This is a genomic window from Terrabacter sp. NPDC080008, assembly GCF_040702505.1.
Lineage (GTDB): Bacteria > Actinomycetota > Actinomycetes > Actinomycetales > Dermatophilaceae > Terrabacter.
Map to the genome: position 1 here is coordinate 306,202 of NZ_JBFBLC010000006.1, position 16,542 is coordinate 322,743.

The window sequence follows — 16,542 nt, forward strand, 5'->3', positions numbered from 1 at the left end:
CGACCCCGCCCGACCTGGCGGTGGAGCCGGCGCCGGCACACGCGGGCGGTCGCAGCAGGCCCGGCGCGAGCTTCTTCGTCGGAGCGGCGATCGTCGCGGTCGTCGTGCTCATGGCCCTCGTCAGCTTCGTCTGGACGCCGCACGACCCGACGTTCGTCGACGCCTCGGCCCGGCTGCGCCCGATCGGCGACCCCGACTACCTGCTCGGCACCGACAAGCTCGGCCGGGACGTGCTGAGCCAGGTCCTCGTCGGCGCCCGCACGACGCTCTTCGTCGGCCTCGTCGCGGTGGGGCTCGCCGGCCTCGTAGGCGTGCCGCTCGGCATCATCGCGGCCATGTCGCACCGCTGGGTGGGCGAGCCCCTGATGCGCGGAATGGACCTGCTCCTCGCCTTCCCCGCGCTGCTGCTCGCGATCATGTTCAGTGCCGTCTACGGCGGCAGCACCCTCGTGGCCATGGTCGCGATCGGCATCGCCTCGGTGCCGAGCTTCGTGCGGATCGTGCGTAGCGGCGCGATGCAGGTGCTCGGCACGGAGTACGTCATGGCGGCCCGGGCGGCGGGACGCGGCCCCTGGGCCATCGGCCTGCGTCACGTGCTCCCGAACGTCAGCGGCCTGGTCATCGTGCAGGCCTCGGTCTCCTTCGCGATCGCGGTCCTGGCCGAGGCCGCCCTGTCGTTCCTCGGCTTCGGCACGCCCCCGCCCACGCCGAGCTGGGGCCGGATGCTGCAGGAGAGCCAGGAGCTGCTCTTCTCGGCGCCCCGGCTCGCGATCGTGCCGGGCATCGCCATCGCCGTCGCGGTCCTGGGATTCAACCTCCTCGGGGACGGCCTGCGCGACCACTACGACCCGAGGCTGGAGGACCGACGATGAGCGCCGTTGCCGCACAGACCCACCCGATCGAGGTGCCGACCTCCCCGGTGCTCGACGTCCAGCACCTCGACGTGCGGCTCGGCCGCTTCCACCTGCTGCACGACGTCTCGTTCGGCATCGAGCGGGGCGAGCGCGTCGGCCTGATCGGCGAGTCCGGCTCGGGCAAGTCGTTGACGAGCCTGGCCCTGCTCGGGCTGCTCCCCGACGACGCCGAGGTCAGCGGCTCCATCCGGCTCGCAGGGGTCGGCGCCGACCTCGTCGGTGCCCACGAGCGTGACCTGGCGGCCGTCCGCGGTCGCGACGTCGCGATGGTCTTCCAGGAGCCGATGACGGCCCTCAACCCCACCATGCGGGTCGGCGACCAGGTCGCGGAGGCGATCACGACGCATACCCGTCGGGGCGGACCCGACCGGCGTGCCGCACGCGCGCGGGCGGTCGAGCTGCTCGACCAGGTCGGCCTGCCCGACTCCCGCGACGCGGCGAGGGCATACCCCCACCAGCTGTCGGGAGGGCAGCGCCAGCGCGTCGTCGTCGCGATCGCCCTGGCCAACGACCCGGCCCTGCTCGTGTGCGACGAGCCGACGACCGCCCTCGACGTCACCGTCCAGGCGCGCGTGCTCGACCTCATCGTGCGCGGCGTGACGGCGCGCGACTCCGCGATGCTGTTCATCACGCACGACCTCTCGGTGGTCGCCACGGTGTGCGAGCGAGTGCTGGTGATGTACGGCGGCCGGATCGTCGAGGCCGGCCCGGTCGGCGAGGTCTTCCGGCGGCCGCGCCACCGCTACACCCAGGGGCTGCTCGCGGCCTCCGACCTCGACTCGGCCGTTCCCGGTGGACGGCTGCCGACGATCCGCGGCACCGTGCCCCCGGCCGGCGAGTTCCCCGACGGCTGCGTGTTCCGCAGCCGGTGCGACCACGCCACGGAGGTGTGCGCCACCGACCCCGAGTGGGCGGGTCCGGATCCCGGCGACGGCTACGCCTGCCACCACCCGGCCGACGAGGAGCGTGTGCCGTGACGACGCCAGCCATCCGGGTGCACGAGCTGCGCCGGACCTACCGCCGACCCCGCACGTCGCTGCGGCAGCCCGGGCCCGTCGTCGAGGCGCTCAAGGGCGTGTCGTTCGACGTGGGGCGCGGCGAGCGGTTCGGCATCGTCGGCGAGTCCGGCTGCGGCAAGTCGACGCTGATGCGGCTGCTCGCCGGACTCGACCAGCCGACGAGCGGGGTGGTGGAGGTCGAGGGCCAGACGGTCTCCGGCGTGCCGGAGCGCCGGCTCGGCTTCCTGCGCTCGAGCCTGCAGCTGGTCTTCCAGGACCCGATGGGCTCGCTCGACCCGCGCATGCGGGTGCGCGACATCATCGCCGAGCCGCTCGTGGCCCAGGGCCTGCCGAACCGGGAGGCGCGGGTCACCGAGCTGCTCGAGGCCGTGGGGCTCAGCCCCGCGGCGGCAGACCGTTTCCCGCACCAGTTCTCGGGTGGCCAGCGCCAGCGCATCTCGATCGCCCGGGCACTCGCCCCGTCGCCGTCGATCCTGCTCGCCGACGAGCCGGTGAGCGCCCTCGACGTGTCGGTGCGGGCCCAGGTGCTCAACCTCATCACCGAGCTCGTGGGCGAGCTCGGCCTCACCCTCGTCTTCGTCTCGCACGACCTCTCGGTGGTGCGGCACGTGTGCGACCGCGTCGCCGTCATGAGCGAGGGCGAGATCGTCGAGGCGGGGCCGACGCAGCGGATCTTCGACGACCCCCAGCACCCGTACACCCGGCGTCTGCTGCGCGCCGCCCCGAGCATGCGCCGTGCCCTTGCCGGCGCCGGCACCGCAGACCTCCTTGGAGACGCATCGTGACCACGAAGTACACCCCCGAACACCCGGCTGGGCTGCCGGTCGGCGACGGCTGGGTCGACGTCGACGAGACCGCGACCGTGACCTTCCCCTACACGGGCGAGGTCGTCGCGCCGGCGCCCGTCGGATCGAGCGCGATTGCCGCACAGGCGCTCTCGTATGCCGCCGCCGTCCGGGAGCTGATGGGCTCGCTCCCGTCGCATGCCCGGCGGGCGGCCCTGATGGAGACGCACCGGGTCTTCTCGGAGCGGCGCGCGGAGGTCGAGCAGCTCCTCGTCCTCGAGACCGGCAAGCCGCTCGTCGACTGCCGGGTCGAGGTCGACCGCACCCTGCTCACCCTCGTCACCGCGGCGGAGGAGGTGGCGCGGCTGCACGGTGAGACGGTGCCGCTGGACCTGCTCCCCAGCGGCGAGGGGCTCCTCGGCTTCTGGGTGCGCAAGCCGGTCGGCGTGGTCGTCGGCATCGCAGGGTTCAACTACCCGCTGCTGCTCGCCGTGCACAAGCTGGCGCCGTCCCTGGCCGCGGGCTGCCCGGTCGTCGTGAAGCCGGCTCCGCAGACGCCGCTGGCCACGCTGTGGCTCGTGCACGTGCTGCGGGAGGCGCTGGCGGCCGTCGGGGGCCCGCGCGCCGCCATCCAGCTCGTCACCGGGGGGGCGGAGGTCGGGGTGGCCCTCACCACGGATCCGCGGGTGGCGGCCGTCTCCTTCACCGGGTCGGCCGCCGTCGGGCACCGCATCGCCAAGGACGCGGCCCCCACCAAGGTGCTGCTCGAGCTCGGGTCCAACGCCGCCCTCGTCGTCGCCGCAGACGCGGACGTCCAGGCGGCCGCGGACGCAGTGGTCCGAGGCGGCTACTACGCCTCCGGGCAGGCCTGCATCAGCGTGCAGCGCGTCGTCGTCGTCGAGTCGGCTCGGTCGCGGTTCCTCGAGGCGCTGTCGGCGCGCATGGACCAGGTGGTCGTGGGTGACCCGCGTGACGAGGCGACCCGAGTGTCGGCCCTGATCGACGCGCGGTCCACGGCGCGGGTGGTCGAGTGGGTGCGAGCCGCCTGCGATGCCGGCGGCACCCTGGTGCACGGCGGCGGCATACGGGACGGGGTGGTCGAGCCGACGGTGCTGCTCGACGTGCCGGACGGCGAGCTCGCCTGGGACGAGGAGATCTTCGGGCCCGTCGTGGTGGTCCGGTCGGTTCCGGACCTCGACTCGGCGATCGACGTCGTGAACCGGTCGCGCTACGGGCTGCACGCGAGCGTCTTCACCGAGGGGCTGGGCTCGGCGTTCGCCGCGATCGACCGGATCGAGGCGGGCGGCGTGGTCGTCAACGAGGTGCCCGGGTTCCGGTCCGACGTCATGCCCTACGGCGGGGTCAAGGCCAGCGGGGTCGGCCGCGAGGGTCCGCGCTTCGCGATCGAGGAGCTGACCGTGACGCGGATGGCCATCATCCGTCCGTCGGCCGTGCGCGCTGCGGCGCCCTCGGCCACCGACCCGGCACTGGCGCCGGAGAAGCAGGGGAGCGCGCATGAGTGAGGCTGCGGAGACGGGCACGGGGCGTCCGGACTACTCGCGGCTGTTCCGGCTGGACGGCCGTCGTGCCGTCGTGGTCGGGGCGGGGAGCGGGATCGGCCGGGAGAGCGCCCTGGCGCTCGCGGCGCACGGAGCCGAGGTCGTCTGTGCCGACCGCGACGTCGCGGCCGCCAAGGAGACGGTGGCCCTGGGAGCCGGCACGGAGGCGTACGAGCTCGACGTCACGGACACCGAGGCCGTGGGGCGCGCGGCGACGGAGCTCGGGGACGTGGACGTGCTCGTGTTCACGGCGGCGACGAACGTGCGCAAGCGCCTCCTCGACTACACCGCAGAGGAGTTCGACCGGGTGGTCGGGCTGAACCTCCGGTCCTCGTTCGAACTCGTGCGGGCGTTCGGGGCCGGGATGGCCGAGCGCGGCCGCGGAAGCATCGTCGGGTTCAGCTCGATCCGGGCGGTCACGGTGGAGCCCGGGCAGGGGGTCTACGCGGCGACGAAGGCCGGCCTCGTCCAGATGCTGCGAACCGCAGCGGTCGAGCTCGGCGAGCAGGGTGTGCGGGTCAACGCGATCGCCCCGGGCATCGTCGATACGCCGCTGACGGCCCAGATCCGTGCCGTCCCCGAGTGGCAGCAGGCGTATGCGCGCAAGAGCGCCCTCGGTAGGTGGTCGAGACCGGACGAGCTCGTGGGCGCGGTCGTCTACCTGGCGTCCGACGCGTCCTCCTTCGTCACCGGCAGCCAGCTCTTCGTGGACGGGGGCTGGACGGTCATCGACGGACGCTACACGCCGCCGACGTGAGCGGGGGGTGTGGATGACGCCGGTGCACTGTCACCGGTGGGGGCCATGCTCGGGGGCATGCGTTTCGAGGAGCTGCCCAGGGACTGGGCCCAACGGCCCGTCACCGACCCCGAGGTCTTCGAGGGTGTCGTCGACCTCATCGCCACCGACCGGTCGAGGTCCGAGGGCGCCACGTGGCTGCTGCTGTGCCATCCGAACGGCAGGCTGCTGCAGCCGATCTGCGTGCCGGACGAGCCGCGGCGCGTCGACGTCGGGCGCGTCCTGGAGGGCGTGGGCCGCCTGCTCGGTGAGGTCAGTGGGCAGGACGTCCACGACGTCGTCATGGTGATCGCTCGCCCCGGCAGGCTCACGGCGACCCCCCGCGACCACGACCTCCGGGCGGCGTTCGAGGGGGCGTGCCGGGTCAGCGGGGTCACGTTGCGGGCCGTTGCGATCGCGGCGCCGAGCGGGGTGGCAGTCCTCCCGGCGGAGGGGGACTGGGCGGCCGCTTGACCCGGCCGGCAGGTGGTCGTTGGTGCACCTTCCCGCATGGCGCCGAAGGGCGGGCGAGGTAGCGTCGAGACGTGGTCGTCGCGCACGCGGTGACGCTTCTCGGACACGAGGGGACCTGATGGACGAGCCGGCTGAGGGCACCCTGAGGACGGTGACGCGCTCCTACCGACGCGACCTCGGAGCCACCTGGTGGGCGGCGCTCGTCGTCGTCACGGTGGTGCTCGGGCTGATCGGGCGAGGCTCCAGTGGGTTCTGGAGCGTCTTCCTGTGGAGCATCGTGGGCTTCGTCCTGGGCTCCCTGGTGTCGCTCTACGTTGCCGGTCGGGTGGTGCCGGCACGCTTCGACGACCAGCTGGCTGCGCCGTCGCGGCCTCCGGAGGGAGGCCGGGACCCGGGCACCGATGGTCGGGCGGGAGGCCACTCGTGAAATGGGTCCTGGTGGCTGTCGCGTTCGTGCTGGGCGCCGCCGTCACGTGGTTCCTCACCGTCAAGCGGGTAACGACAGTGGAGCCGGCCGACACCGACGCGGGCGGCACCGACGAGGGAGGTGACCCCATGGGCCTCGGCAGCGCCCAAGAGGGCAGTGGTTCAGCCGGCGACGACGTGGACGTGGCCGGCACGCCCGTCGACGAAACCGACGACCCGAGTCGGTTCGGGGGAGAGCGGACCAGCTCGACCGTCGACCCTCGCGTGGGGTGGGACGAGAACGCAGAGGACATCGACGCCCTGCTGTCGGACGAGGAGAAGTCGGACGACGCAACACGGGACCAGGGGAAGCCGGGTGGGCAGACGCCGGACGACGCGGGAGACGCGCACGGCGGGACGTCCGACTGATGAGGTGTGCGGTCGCCGCGGCTCGCCTCTGACAGAGGTTGAACCGGGCGCCGACGGTCAGTGGTTGACGAGAACGCCCTTCGCCTCGCGCACCGTCACGGTCGTCGAGGGCCCGGGAACCGTCACCGTCGACGGGATCTCCTCCCACGTCGAGCCGTCGAGGCTGAAGTCGGCCCCGAACGTGGTGTCGACGCGGACGGGGTAGCTGCCCTTGGTGCGGTAGGCGTGCGTGATGTCCCCGTCCGGGTAGGTGCCGCCGGTGGAGTTCGTCGGGCCCGTGCTGGACCCATCACCGAAGAGGTAGGTGAAACCGACGAGCTTGGGCCGGATCTGGACCGGTATGCCACGCAGCACCGCGCGGTCGACCTCGCCGGGCTCGAACCCGGTCTTGCTCCAGTTGACCTTGTAGAAGGTCTTCAGGTTGACCAGGGTCGTGTCTCCCTTGGGCTGCGTGGAGATCTGCGGCTTCGACCACGGCGTCCGCAAGAACGCCGCCTTCAGGTCAGCCATCGTCAGCGTCGGCCGAGCCCCCGGCGCCACGTCAGAAGCGCACGTGAGTCCGATGAGGGACCAGGGCTGCACGACCTTGCCATCGACAAGGGTGCGTCGCCAAACGCGTAGTCGAGGACCGACCTCATCCGGTGGACAAGACCGAAGCGCACCCGCGCACGTAACAGCTTCTGTGACGCTCTCCGGAGTCGCGTTATAGCAATCTGTCAGCGAACGGTACTCGTAGATCGGGGAATGTTTGTCCCTGTCTCCGACTACTGTGCCGCCCGAATCTCCCGGGAACTTCGGCAAGTCGCGAACTTTGTTTCGCGGCATGAGTCCGGTGAAGGCCCCATCCTGATTCGTGCCGCACTGCACCCAAGCATCACCGCACGCGTCGCCTCCTGCTGCGAATGCTTGCGGCGTGGGAGTGGCAAGTAGGAGCGCTGTCAGCGTCGTCGCGAGCGCTCTTGGCTTCTTCATGTGGTCTGCAGCTTCGTTGCAACCCAGTGCCCACTTTGAATGCTCATGGTCATCACAAAGGTTCCGGGCCCGGAGGCCGTCTTACGTAGAGTCGCGCCTTGGGTGTTCACGACGGCAACTGCCTTCTGCTGAACGTCGATGAGAACTTGAGAAGAGGAAGCAGAGGTGCCCAAAGAACTCGTGCGAGTCACCACTAGTGACGGGCCCGCATGTCTCTGTCCTTGACTCTCGAGCTTGCGTAGGGAGTCATTCATGGCGGCGCACGTCTTGCAGCTAGGCGCGAAGAGACCTGTCAGCGCCTTCGCGTCAGGCGTGGTTGCTCCACGGTTCAGCGAATCGATGAAGTACCGGGCGAAGGCTTCGGCTCCCTCTTGGGTGTGCGCACGTGCTGCCTTCGGGATCTTCGCGGTCACCGGATCCACGGACGTCGTGGTGCTCGGCGTGCTCGTTGTCGAGGGCGGCGCACTCGTGGTGGGACTGGCGGCCGTGGGTGGAGCGCTCGACGTGCCAGGGGTCTCGGCCGCGCCGCTGCTCGAGCACGCTCCGAGCGCTGCGAGCGCGAGCAGCCCCGCGGCATACGGCGTGAAGCGACGGTGTCGCTGGGTGTTCTCGCGTGCGGTCATCGGCGTCCCCTGTCGATCGTCGATCATCGTGCGGTCAGACCGGGGCGAGCCATGCCGCCCCGCGGTCCTGACCCGCCAACCTACGACGATCCTCGCAGGGGCGCATCCCCAGCCGCTCGCGCCATCCACAGCCTCCCGCGACGACACGCTCGGGTTAGAGGCTCCGGCGACCGACCGGTAGCCTTTCGCGGGTCCTGCGCGCACCTCCACGTGTGCAGTCGTCATGCGCCCGGCATCCGGGCGTGCAAGGGAGTTCCATGTCTCGCACCGACACCGTCGACGTCAAGCGTTGGCGTGCCAAGTACGCCCTCATCGAGCGTGCCGCCGAAGCCGACAAGGACGCGCAGGCTCTCTTCGCAGAGCTCGACTCAGACCGCGGCGCCCGCAACGGTGAGCTGCGCGAGATCCTCGCCGACCTCGTCGCCTCGAGCGACCTCGTCGCCTTCAAGGAGGCGATGAACCAGTGGACCCGCAAGGACGGCCCCTACGTCGGCTTCGGCCCCATCGGCGGCCCGTGGCTCGCGGCGCTGGTCCGCCGGGCCGAGGACGAGTACGCCGAGGTCGTCGGCCTGCTGAAGCTGACCCTTCAGACGCCCGCCTCACCGCAGGACGCCGCCGACAAGCTCCAGTCGATGGAGGCCTTCCTGGCCCGCGGCGGCTCCCGGGGTCACCGCGCCCCGGGACCGGGGCACACGGCATACGTCCTCTCGCTGTTCTGGTCGACCGACGACGGCGGCGAGTGGCCGCACATGTGGGAGAACGCGCCGCACATGCTGCAGCGGCTCGGCTGGCTCGAGCGTGGCCTGAGCCACGCGGAGCGCTACGTCGCCTTCGCCGACCTGTGCACGGCCCTGCGCCCCGAGGATCCGAAGTACGCCGCTCGCATCCTCTGGTACCTCAAGGAGACGGGCGCGTTCGTCGGCATCGCCCCCAAGGTGCTGGACGTGTGCGTCGAGGCGGCCGAGCTCGCCGCCGAGTTCCGGCCCTCGTCCGGCTACGGCGACGCCCGGCGCGAGGAGCGCGCCGCCGACCTCGCGCGTCAGCTGCGCGGCGAGGCCGACCACCTCTCCGACAGCCTCATCGAGCGGCTCTCCGGCGAGACGGGCCTCTACCTCGAGGCGCCCACGCTCGCGCTGCAGCAGCACGCGGGCGAGGACGCGGCCTACCGCTCCGACCTGTATGCCGCGTGGATCCTCGTCGGCGGCGCCGGCGCTCCGGGCTTCCGCCTCTGGGTCACCGAGTCGGGCGTCGCGTTCGGCCTCCACGGCGGCTGGGAGGGCGAGAGCGACCAGCAGCACCGTGAGGTCGGCACCATCGTCCAGGAGCACCTGCCGCGCGGCCTCAGCTTCTTCCACGTCCACGAGGACGGCCGCACCGACCGGCTCGAGCCGGTCGGCCGCGAGTACCCCGGTGGGGAGGCCTTCGTCGGGCGCTGGTGGAAGGGCGAGGAGGCACTGGGACGCGCCGACTTCGCCGACGACATCGTCGCGACCGCCCGCGCCCTGACGCCGCTGCTGCGCTTCATGACCTCGAGCCAGCGCGGACCGCTCGACGACCCCAGCCTCGAGCTCGCCGCCATGGTCGACCTCGACACCGAGGTCGAGATCTTCAGGACCGAGCGGCCCTACCCGAGCGAGCGCGACGCCTGGCACCAGGAGCAGCGCCGCGTCTTCGCCGCCTGCCTCTCGCGCGAGGGCCTCGAGGACTTCGACCTGCCCACGTTCAAGCGCATCGTCTCGACCCGCGGCTACGGCGACATCGGCGCCCAGTCGGTCCTGATCAGCAGCATCAACGCCCTGGACGCCGCGGGCATCGACGAGCTGCGCGTCATGGTGCGCGACCTGCTCTGGGGCGAGGGGCGCGACGAGGAGCGGATCAACCGCGTCCTCGGGTCCGACGACGTCCCGGTGCAGGGCTTCGGGGAGAGCGTCGTGCTCAAGCTCTTCGCCATCGCCCACCCCGAGCACTGGCTGCCGCTCTTCACCCTCGGCGGCGACTCCGGCAAGATCGCGATGCTGACCCGGCTCGGCGGCCCCGCCCGCTGGACCGACGGCAAGTCCCGCGGCCGCACGCACGTCGAGACCAACGCCCTGCTCAAGCAGACGCTCGACCCGTTGCTGCCCGGGGACCCTTGGGGCCAGGCGCAGCTCGCCTACTGGCTCATGCGCCGCTCCGACAAGGCGCTCATGCCCGACCACGACGCGCTCGGCGAGGCCGCCGAGGAGCTGCTCATCGAGGAGGACTTCCTCCGCGAGATCCGCAGCCTGCTCGAGGAGAAGAAGCAGGTCATCTTCTACGGCCCGCCCGGCACCGGCAAGACCTACCTCGCGCAGCGCTTCGCCCAGGCCCTGCAGCCCGACCCCGCCAAGCGCGACATCGTCCAGTTCCACCCCAGCTCGTCCTACGAGGACTTCTTCGAGGGGTTCCGACCGCAGATCGACCACCAGGGCCAGATGGTCTACGAGCTGCGCAAGGGCCCGCTCGCGCTGCTCGCCGAGGCGGCCGAGGCCGACCCGCTGACCCCGCACATCATGATCATCGACGAGATCAACCGCGCGAACCTGCCCCGGGTCTTCGGCGAGCTGCTCTTCCTGCTCGAGTACCGCTCGCACTCGGTGAAGACGAGCTACCGCCCCGACGAGGGCTTCGAGCTGCCGCCGAACCTCTACTTCATCGGCACGATGAACACCGCCGACCGCTCGATCGCGCTCGTCGACGCCGCGCTGCGCCGCCGGTTCGACTTCGTGCCCTTCATGCCGCACGACGGGCCCATGGAGGGGCTGCTGCGCCGCTGGCTCGAGGCCCACGACGGGCCCGTGTGGGTCGCCGACCTCGTCGACCGGGTCAACGAGGACCTGCGCCGGGCGCTGCGCGGCCCGCACCTGCAGATCGGGCACAGCTACTTCATGCGCCCCGGGCTGGGCGACGACGAGGCGACGCTGCGCCGCATCTGGGACTACAACGTCTACCCCTTCATCGAGGACCAGCTCTACGGCCGGGAGCACGAGCTGGCCCAGTTCCGGTGGGAGAACGTCGTGGCCCGCTATGGACGGCTCGAGCTGAGCCGCCCGTGACGCCAGTGCTCTCCGCGTCGGCCTACGCGTGCGGGGCCGCGCCGTGACCCTCGAGCTGGCGCCGATCCCCGAGCACGGCCGCTCGGGACCCGTGCGTCTGTCCCGTGAGACGCGCGCCGCGCTCGTGACGGCCGCGGGGGAGCGCCTCGTCATCCACGCGACGGCCGACCCCGACGTCGTCACCATCGGCGCGACGAGCTGGGTCGGTGCCCTCGCCGTCCCGGGCCTCGTCGTCCGCGTGACGCCGCGCGTCTCGGTCACCAACTTCTTCGCGATGCTCGGGGCCGGCGTCGCGCCGGACGCCTTCGACCACGAGCACGTGACGTGGAGCGACACCGACGAGCTCATCGACGGCGTCGCCTACTTCGCCATCCGCCTCATCGACTCCGCGACCATGCGCGGGCTGGTGCACGGCTACGTCGCCCGCGAGGAGCGGATGCGGATGATCCGCGGGCGCCTGCTCGTCGAGGAGTTCGCCCGCCGGCCCTGGAGCGCCGCCGAGCCGCAGTGCCGCTTCGACGACTTCACCGCCGACATCGCCGAGAACCAGCTGCTGCGCTGCACGCTGCAGGCGATCCTCTCGTGGCCCCAGCTGGCCCCGCACGTGCGCCGGGAGGCCTTGCGCGTCATGGGGCGCTTCGAGGGCGTCTCCGACACGCCGGCCACACGGCATACGGCACCGGTGCCCATCACCCGGCTCAATGAGCACTACGAGGACGCCATGCGCCTGAGCCGCCTTGTGCTGCAGGCGATGTCGCTGAGCCACGAGGCCGGCGACCAGCAGGCGAACAGCCTCATGGTCGACATGGACGACCTCTTCCGCCGCTGGATCGGCCAGGAGCTCGACGTGCGGCTCTCGCCGGAGCTGCGGGTCCAGCGGGACCAGGACGTCTGGCTCGACGAGGCCCGCGCGGTCACGATGGTCCCCGACCTCGTCGTGCGGCGGGGGAGCGAGGTCGTGCTCGTCGGCGATGCGCGGTACTCGATGGGCGCCGACGGCTACCTCGCCTCGCGCGACTACCTCGAGCTCGTCGCGTACACGACCGCCATGGCGCTGCCGACCGGCCTGCTCGTCCACTGCAACAACGACCGTGCGCCCGAGTCCGAGATCGTCATCCGCAACGCGGGCACCCGCATCCTGTGCCGCCCCATCCGCCTCGACGGGTCGTATGCGGCAGTGTGCCGTTCGCTGGACGGGCTCGCCGAGCTGGTGCGCGAGCTCGCAGGCGAGCCGGGTGACCTGCAGGCGGGGGTGTCCGGCAGATCACACGAGGACCGTCGGGATTCCGTGGTGGCCCCAGGCAGTGACTACTACGCTTTGTAGTACCGACAGAGAAGCTGCCGGAACGCACACCGAGTTCTGGAGTTGAGTTCCATGGGCACGATTCCTCGTGACACCAACACGCAAAGCACGACGGTCAGCCACCATGACGTCACCAAGGGCGTCGTCACCTTCCAGGAAGAGGTCGTCCGTTCGTCCCTGGCCCGCAGGTTCCTTGCCGGCCTGCGGATCGTGCTCGGCTTCACCTTCCTCTGGCCGTTCATCGACAAGCTGTTCGGCCTCGGCTACATGACGCCGTCGGCCAAGGCCTGGATCCACGGCGGCGCGCCCGCACAGGGCTTCATGAAGGGCGCCGAAGGCCCCTTCGCGAGCATGTTCAAGAACACCGCCGGCCCGTGGGCCGACTGGCTGTTCATGGCCGCCCTCCTCGGCATCGGCGTGGCACTACTCGCCGGCGCCGGGCTCAAGATCGCCGCGTGGAGCGCCGCGATCCTCCTGGCGCTGATGTACCTCGCCGAGTTCCCCCTCGGCACCACCGGCGTCTACACGAACCCTCTCATCGACAGCCACTGGATCGAGGCGCTCGGCGTCGCGGTTGTCGCCACGACGCTGGCCGGGGACACCTGGGGCCTCGGCAAGTGGTGGGGCCGCCATGTCGGTAACGGCTTCCTGAGGTGAGCGGGTCGGTGACCGTGCCCCCTGACACGGTCACCAGCAAGGGCCCCGGGGCCCGAGCAGGGAAGGCGGTCCTCCCCACGAGGACCGCCTTCCTCGTGCGCGCGGTCCGTCACGGAGGCGCCCGCACCTGAGCTGTCGGCGCCGGACGGCATACTCGGCGCCATGCAGCGCATCGACGGCCACCTCGTCCTCAGCCCCACGGACCTGACCAAGCACGTCGCCTGCGCGCACATCACCACCCTCGACCTGCAGGCGCTCGACGGCGCGGACGCGAGAGTGAGCGGGGCCAGCGGCGTGGACGACTCGCTCAACCTCGTCTTCGCCAAGGGGCTCGAGCACGAGCGCGCCTACCTCGAGCGGCTCCTCGCCGAGGGGCGCACCGTCGAGGACGTCGCGGCGCTCGGCCTCCGAGGAGCCGCGGCCGAGGCGGCCACCCTCGAGGCCATGCGCCGTGGCGTCGACGTCATCTACCAGGCCACCTTCTTCGACGGCCACTGGGTGGGCCTGGCCGACTTCCTCCTGCGCGTCGACGAGCCGAGCGACCTCGGCCCCTGGCGCTACGACATCGCCGACACCAAGCTCGCGCGGCGGCTCAAGGTGCCCGCGCTGCTCCAGATGGCGACGTATGCCGCCCGGCTCGAGGTGCTCCAGGGTGTCCCGCCGCAGTGGCTGACGGTCGTCACCGGTGACACCGAGGCGCACCCGTGGCGGCTCGTCGACGTCGCGCCGTATGCTCGCCGCCGCCGGGCCGAGCTGCTCGACGCCATCGCCGACCCGCGCGAGACCGAGTCGGCCCGGGTCCAGCACTGCGGCCAGTGCCGCTGGAAGGAGCGGTGCGCCCAGGAGTGGCTCGACCGGGACGACCTGATCCAGGTCGCCGGCATGCGCGCCGACCACCGGGCAGCGCTCGTCGACCTCGGCATCCCCACCCTGCGCGCGCTGGCCCAGGCCTCCGAGGAGCAGCTGGCCCCGGCGCTGTCGACCGCGACCCGCCGGCGTCTGCTCCAGCAGGCGCGGCTCCAGCTGGCCGAGCGGCAGACCGGGCAGGCGCAGTACGAGCTGCTCGACCCCGAGCCGGCGCGCGGCCTGCAGATGCTGCCCGAGCCCGACGCCGGCGACGTCTACCTCGACTTCGAGGGCGACCCGTGGGCCGAGGGCGGCGCCGGTCGTGAGTATCTCGCCGGCATCTGGACCCGCGACGGAGAGTTCGTCGACTTCTGGGCCCACCACTTCGCCGAGGAGGGGCGCCTCACCACCGACCTGCTCGACTGGCTGACCGACCGCTGGCGCCGCTACCCGGACATGCACGTCTACCACTACGCCCCCTACGAGACGACGGCGCTCAAGCGGCTCGTCGGCCAGCACGCGACGCGCGAGGCCGAGCTCGACCAGCTGCTGCGGCACGAGGTCTTCGTCGACCTCTACGCCGTTGTACGCCAGGGCGTGCGCATCAGCAAGGGCTCCTACTCGATCAAGAAGCTCGAGGAGTTCTATTGGGGCCACACGCGATCCGCCGACGGCGCGGGCGTCGCGGACGGGCTCTCGTCGGTCGTCGAGTACGAGCGGTGGCTCGCGGGCCGCGACGACGGCGCGCCCGACCAGGCGATCCTCGACGACATCCGTCGCTACAACGAGGAGGACGTCCGCTCCACCCTGGCGCTGCACGAGTGGCTCGAGGAGCGCCGGAGCGAGCTCGAGTCCGCCGGCCACGAGCTGTCACGACCGGTGCCCGCGGAGCTCCGCGAGATCGGCGACGACGAGCGCGCAGAGATCGAGCTGTCCGAGCGGCTCGTCGAGAAGGGGCACGAGCTGCTCGCTGGGCTCGTCGGCTGGCACCGCCGCGAGAAGCGTCCCGAGTGGTGGGACTTCTTCCGCTACAAGGAGCTCGAGACATCCGAGCTGGTCGAGGACGGCACGGCGATCGGCGACCTCGGCGAGCCCGAGGAGATGCGGGTCGTCAAGCTGTCCAAGGTCTGGCGCTACCCGTTCCCGCCGCAGGAGTGCAAGGTGCCCGTCGGCAAGTACGTGCCCGATGTGGACACCCACGCGCCGGTCGGCAAGGTCGTCGCCCTGGACCCGGTCGAGGGATGGGTCGAGCTGTCGATGAAGAAGACGTTGGATCCGCCGCGCCCGCGCGGCCTCGGCGGTCCCGGGCCGGTCATGGACCAGGTCCTGCGCGACAGCATCGCGCGCACCGCCGAGCTCGCGCTCGCCGGGGGCCACAACCTCGCCACCCGGCTGCTCGACCGGCAGGTGCCCCCGGGAGAGACGCTCGCCGCCCGGCCCGGCGAGACGCCCAAGGACGTCGTGGTGCGCGCCGGGCGCGGCCTCGACGGACAGGTGCTGGCCGTCCAGGGACCGCCCGGCACGGGCAAGACGTATGCCGGGTCCGCCCTCATCCGCGAGCTGCTCGACGCCGGCCTGCGCGTCGGCGTCACCGCCCAGTCCCACGCCGTGGTGCTCAACCTGCTCGAGGAGGTCGGCCGTCCGGCCTGGCACAAGGACGGCACCAACGCCGACGAGGACGAGCCGGCCGCGGGGGAGTCACTGGTCCGACACACGAGCGACAACGCCGCGATCGCGGCGGCCCTCGAGACCGGTGAGGCCACCCTCGTCGGCGGCACCGCCTGGCTGTGGTCGCGGGAGGACCTGCAGGACTCAGTGGACGTCCTCGTCATCGACGAGGCCGGGCAGTTCTCGCTGGCCAACGCCGTGGCCGTCGCGCCGGCCGCACGGTCGCTGGTCCTGCTCGGTGACCCGCAGCAGCTGACTCAGCCGACCAAGGCCGTGCACCCCTACGGCTCAGGCGTCTCCGCGCTCGACCACCTGCGTGCCGACGGCACGGGCCTGCTGCACGACGTCATCCCGGCCGACCGCGGCGTCTTCCTCGACAGCACCCACCGGATGCACCCGAGCCTGACCGCGTTCGTCTCCGAGCTGGCGTACGAGGGCAAGCTCCATTCGGCTCCCGGCCGCGACCGGCTGTCCGTCGACGCGCCCGGCGCCCTCTCCGGGGACGGGCTGCGATGGGTCGCCGTCGAGCACGAGCAGCCCTGCGAGCAGTCGAGCCGGCAGGAGGCCCACGTCGTTCGGGCTCTCGTCGACGACCTGCTGCGCGGCAGCTGGACCTCGGCCGACGGCAGCTCCGCGCCCCTCACCCTGTCCGACGTCCTCGTCGTCGCCCCCTACAACTCGCACGTGGCCACGCTCGCGGCAGCGCTCCCCGACGGCGCGAGGGTCGGCACCGTCGACAAGTTCCAGGGTCAGCAGGGCGCCGTCGTGATCTACTCCCTGGCGAGCACCACAGCGGCGCTGGCTCCCCGAGGCGTCTCGTTCCTCTACGACCTGCACCGCCTCAACGTCGCCATCTCGCGGGCGCGGGTCATGGCCGTCCTCGTCGGCAGCCCGATGCTGACCGACGCGGCCGTGCACACGCCCGAGGAGCTGCGTGCCGTCAACGCGCTGTGCCGCTACGTCGACGAGGCCAAGGCCGTGTGACCCGTCGGCCGACCTCGCGGCCGGGGCGGCCGGGGCGGCCGGGCCAACCGGTGCG

14 protein-coding genes are annotated in these 16,542 nt (G+C 71.8%); 12 read left to right on the forward strand and 2 right to left on the reverse strand.

Annotated features, from left to right (window positions below; translation table 11 throughout):
- Positions 1–110 precede the first annotated feature (110 nt).
- The 8 genes from AB0316_RS17605 (at position 111) to AB0316_RS17640 (ending at position 6,360) form a co-directional block, all read left to right on the forward strand.
- A complete protein-coding gene (locus AB0316_RS17605) occupies positions 111–872 on the forward strand; it encodes an ABC transporter permease (protein WP_366274372.1) in 762 nt (253 codons plus the stop codon).
- Complete coding sequence (locus AB0316_RS17610; protein WP_366274339.1) at positions 869–1,891, forward strand: ABC transporter ATP-binding protein; 1,023 nt, start codon at positions 869–871, stop codon at positions 1,889–1,891. Before AB0316_RS17605 ends, AB0316_RS17610 begins: the two co-directional genes overlap by 4 nt.
- Positions 1,888–2,718 carry an ATP-binding cassette domain-containing protein gene (locus AB0316_RS17615; protein WP_366274340.1) on the forward strand — a complete coding sequence of 277 codons (831 nt, stop codon included), beginning with the start codon at positions 1,888–1,890 and terminating at the stop codon, positions 2,716–2,718. The genes AB0316_RS17610 and AB0316_RS17615 overlap by 4 nt, the downstream gene beginning before the upstream one ends.
- The gene (locus tag AB0316_RS17620; protein WP_366274341.1) at positions 2,715–4,241 is read left to right on the forward strand and encodes an aldehyde dehydrogenase family protein; all 1,527 of its coding nucleotides are present in this window, start codon (positions 2,715–2,717) and stop codon (positions 4,239–4,241) included. The genes AB0316_RS17615 and AB0316_RS17620 overlap by 4 nt, the downstream gene beginning before the upstream one ends.
- Complete coding sequence (locus tag AB0316_RS17625) at positions 4,234–5,034, forward strand: SDR family oxidoreductase (protein WP_366274342.1); 801 nt, start codon at positions 4,234–4,236, stop codon at positions 5,032–5,034. Before AB0316_RS17620 ends, AB0316_RS17625 begins: the two co-directional genes overlap by 8 nt.
- Positions 5,035–5,091: 57 nt before the next feature.
- Positions 5,092–5,526 (forward strand): hypothetical protein, encoded by a 435-nt coding sequence (locus AB0316_RS17630; protein WP_366274343.1) that lies wholly within the window; start codon positions 5,092–5,094, stop codon positions 5,524–5,526.
- 118 nt (positions 5,527–5,644) lie between these two features.
- A complete protein-coding gene (locus tag AB0316_RS17635; RefSeq protein ID WP_366274344.1) occupies positions 5,645–5,953 on the forward strand; it encodes a hypothetical protein in 309 nt (102 codons plus the stop codon).
- An 11-nt stretch (positions 5,954–5,964) separates the two neighbouring features.
- Positions 5,965–6,360, forward strand: coding sequence for a hypothetical protein (locus AB0316_RS17640; protein ID WP_366274345.1), 396 nt, complete (start codon positions 5,965–5,967; stop codon positions 6,358–6,360).
- 57 nt (positions 6,361–6,417) lie between these two features.
- On the opposite strand, the gene AB0316_RS17645 is transcribed toward AB0316_RS17640, so the two are convergent.
- Together AB0316_RS17645 and AB0316_RS17650 are read right to left on the reverse strand one after the other, a co-directional pair.
- A complete protein-coding gene (locus AB0316_RS17645) occupies positions 6,418–6,870 on the reverse strand; it encodes a hypothetical protein (protein ID WP_366274346.1) in 453 nt (150 codons plus the stop codon).
- Positions 6,871–7,328: 458 nt separating this feature from the next.
- Positions 7,329–7,754 carry a DUF6318 family protein gene (locus tag AB0316_RS17650; protein WP_366274347.1) on the reverse strand — a complete coding sequence of 142 codons (426 nt, stop codon included), beginning with the start codon at positions 7,752–7,754 and terminating at the stop codon, positions 7,329–7,331.
- 458 nt (positions 7,755–8,212) lie between these two features.
- On the opposite strand from AB0316_RS17650, the gene AB0316_RS17655 reads away from it, so the two are divergent.
- From AB0316_RS17655 to AB0316_RS17670, 4 genes are all read left to right on the forward strand, one after another.
- Positions 8,213–11,029, forward strand: coding sequence for an AAA family ATPase (locus tag AB0316_RS17655; protein ID WP_366274348.1), 2,817 nt, complete (start codon positions 8,213–8,215; stop codon positions 11,027–11,029).
- A 43-nt stretch (positions 11,030–11,072) separates the two neighbouring features.
- Positions 11,073–12,353, forward strand: a complete 1,281-nt coding sequence (locus AB0316_RS17660) for a restriction endonuclease (RefSeq protein WP_366274349.1) — start codon at positions 11,073–11,075, stop codon at positions 12,351–12,353.
- A gap of 51 nt (positions 12,354–12,404) precedes the next feature.
- Positions 12,405–12,989: a DoxX family protein gene (locus AB0316_RS17665; RefSeq protein ID WP_366274350.1), complete on the forward strand. Its 585-nt coding sequence runs from the start codon at positions 12,405–12,407 to the stop codon at positions 12,987–12,989.
- Between the two features lie 162 nt (positions 12,990–13,151).
- Positions 13,152–16,487: a TM0106 family RecB-like putative nuclease gene (locus tag AB0316_RS17670; protein WP_366274351.1), complete on the forward strand. Its 3,336-nt coding sequence runs from the start codon at positions 13,152–13,154 to the stop codon at positions 16,485–16,487.
- Positions 16,488–16,542 lie beyond the last annotated feature (55 nt).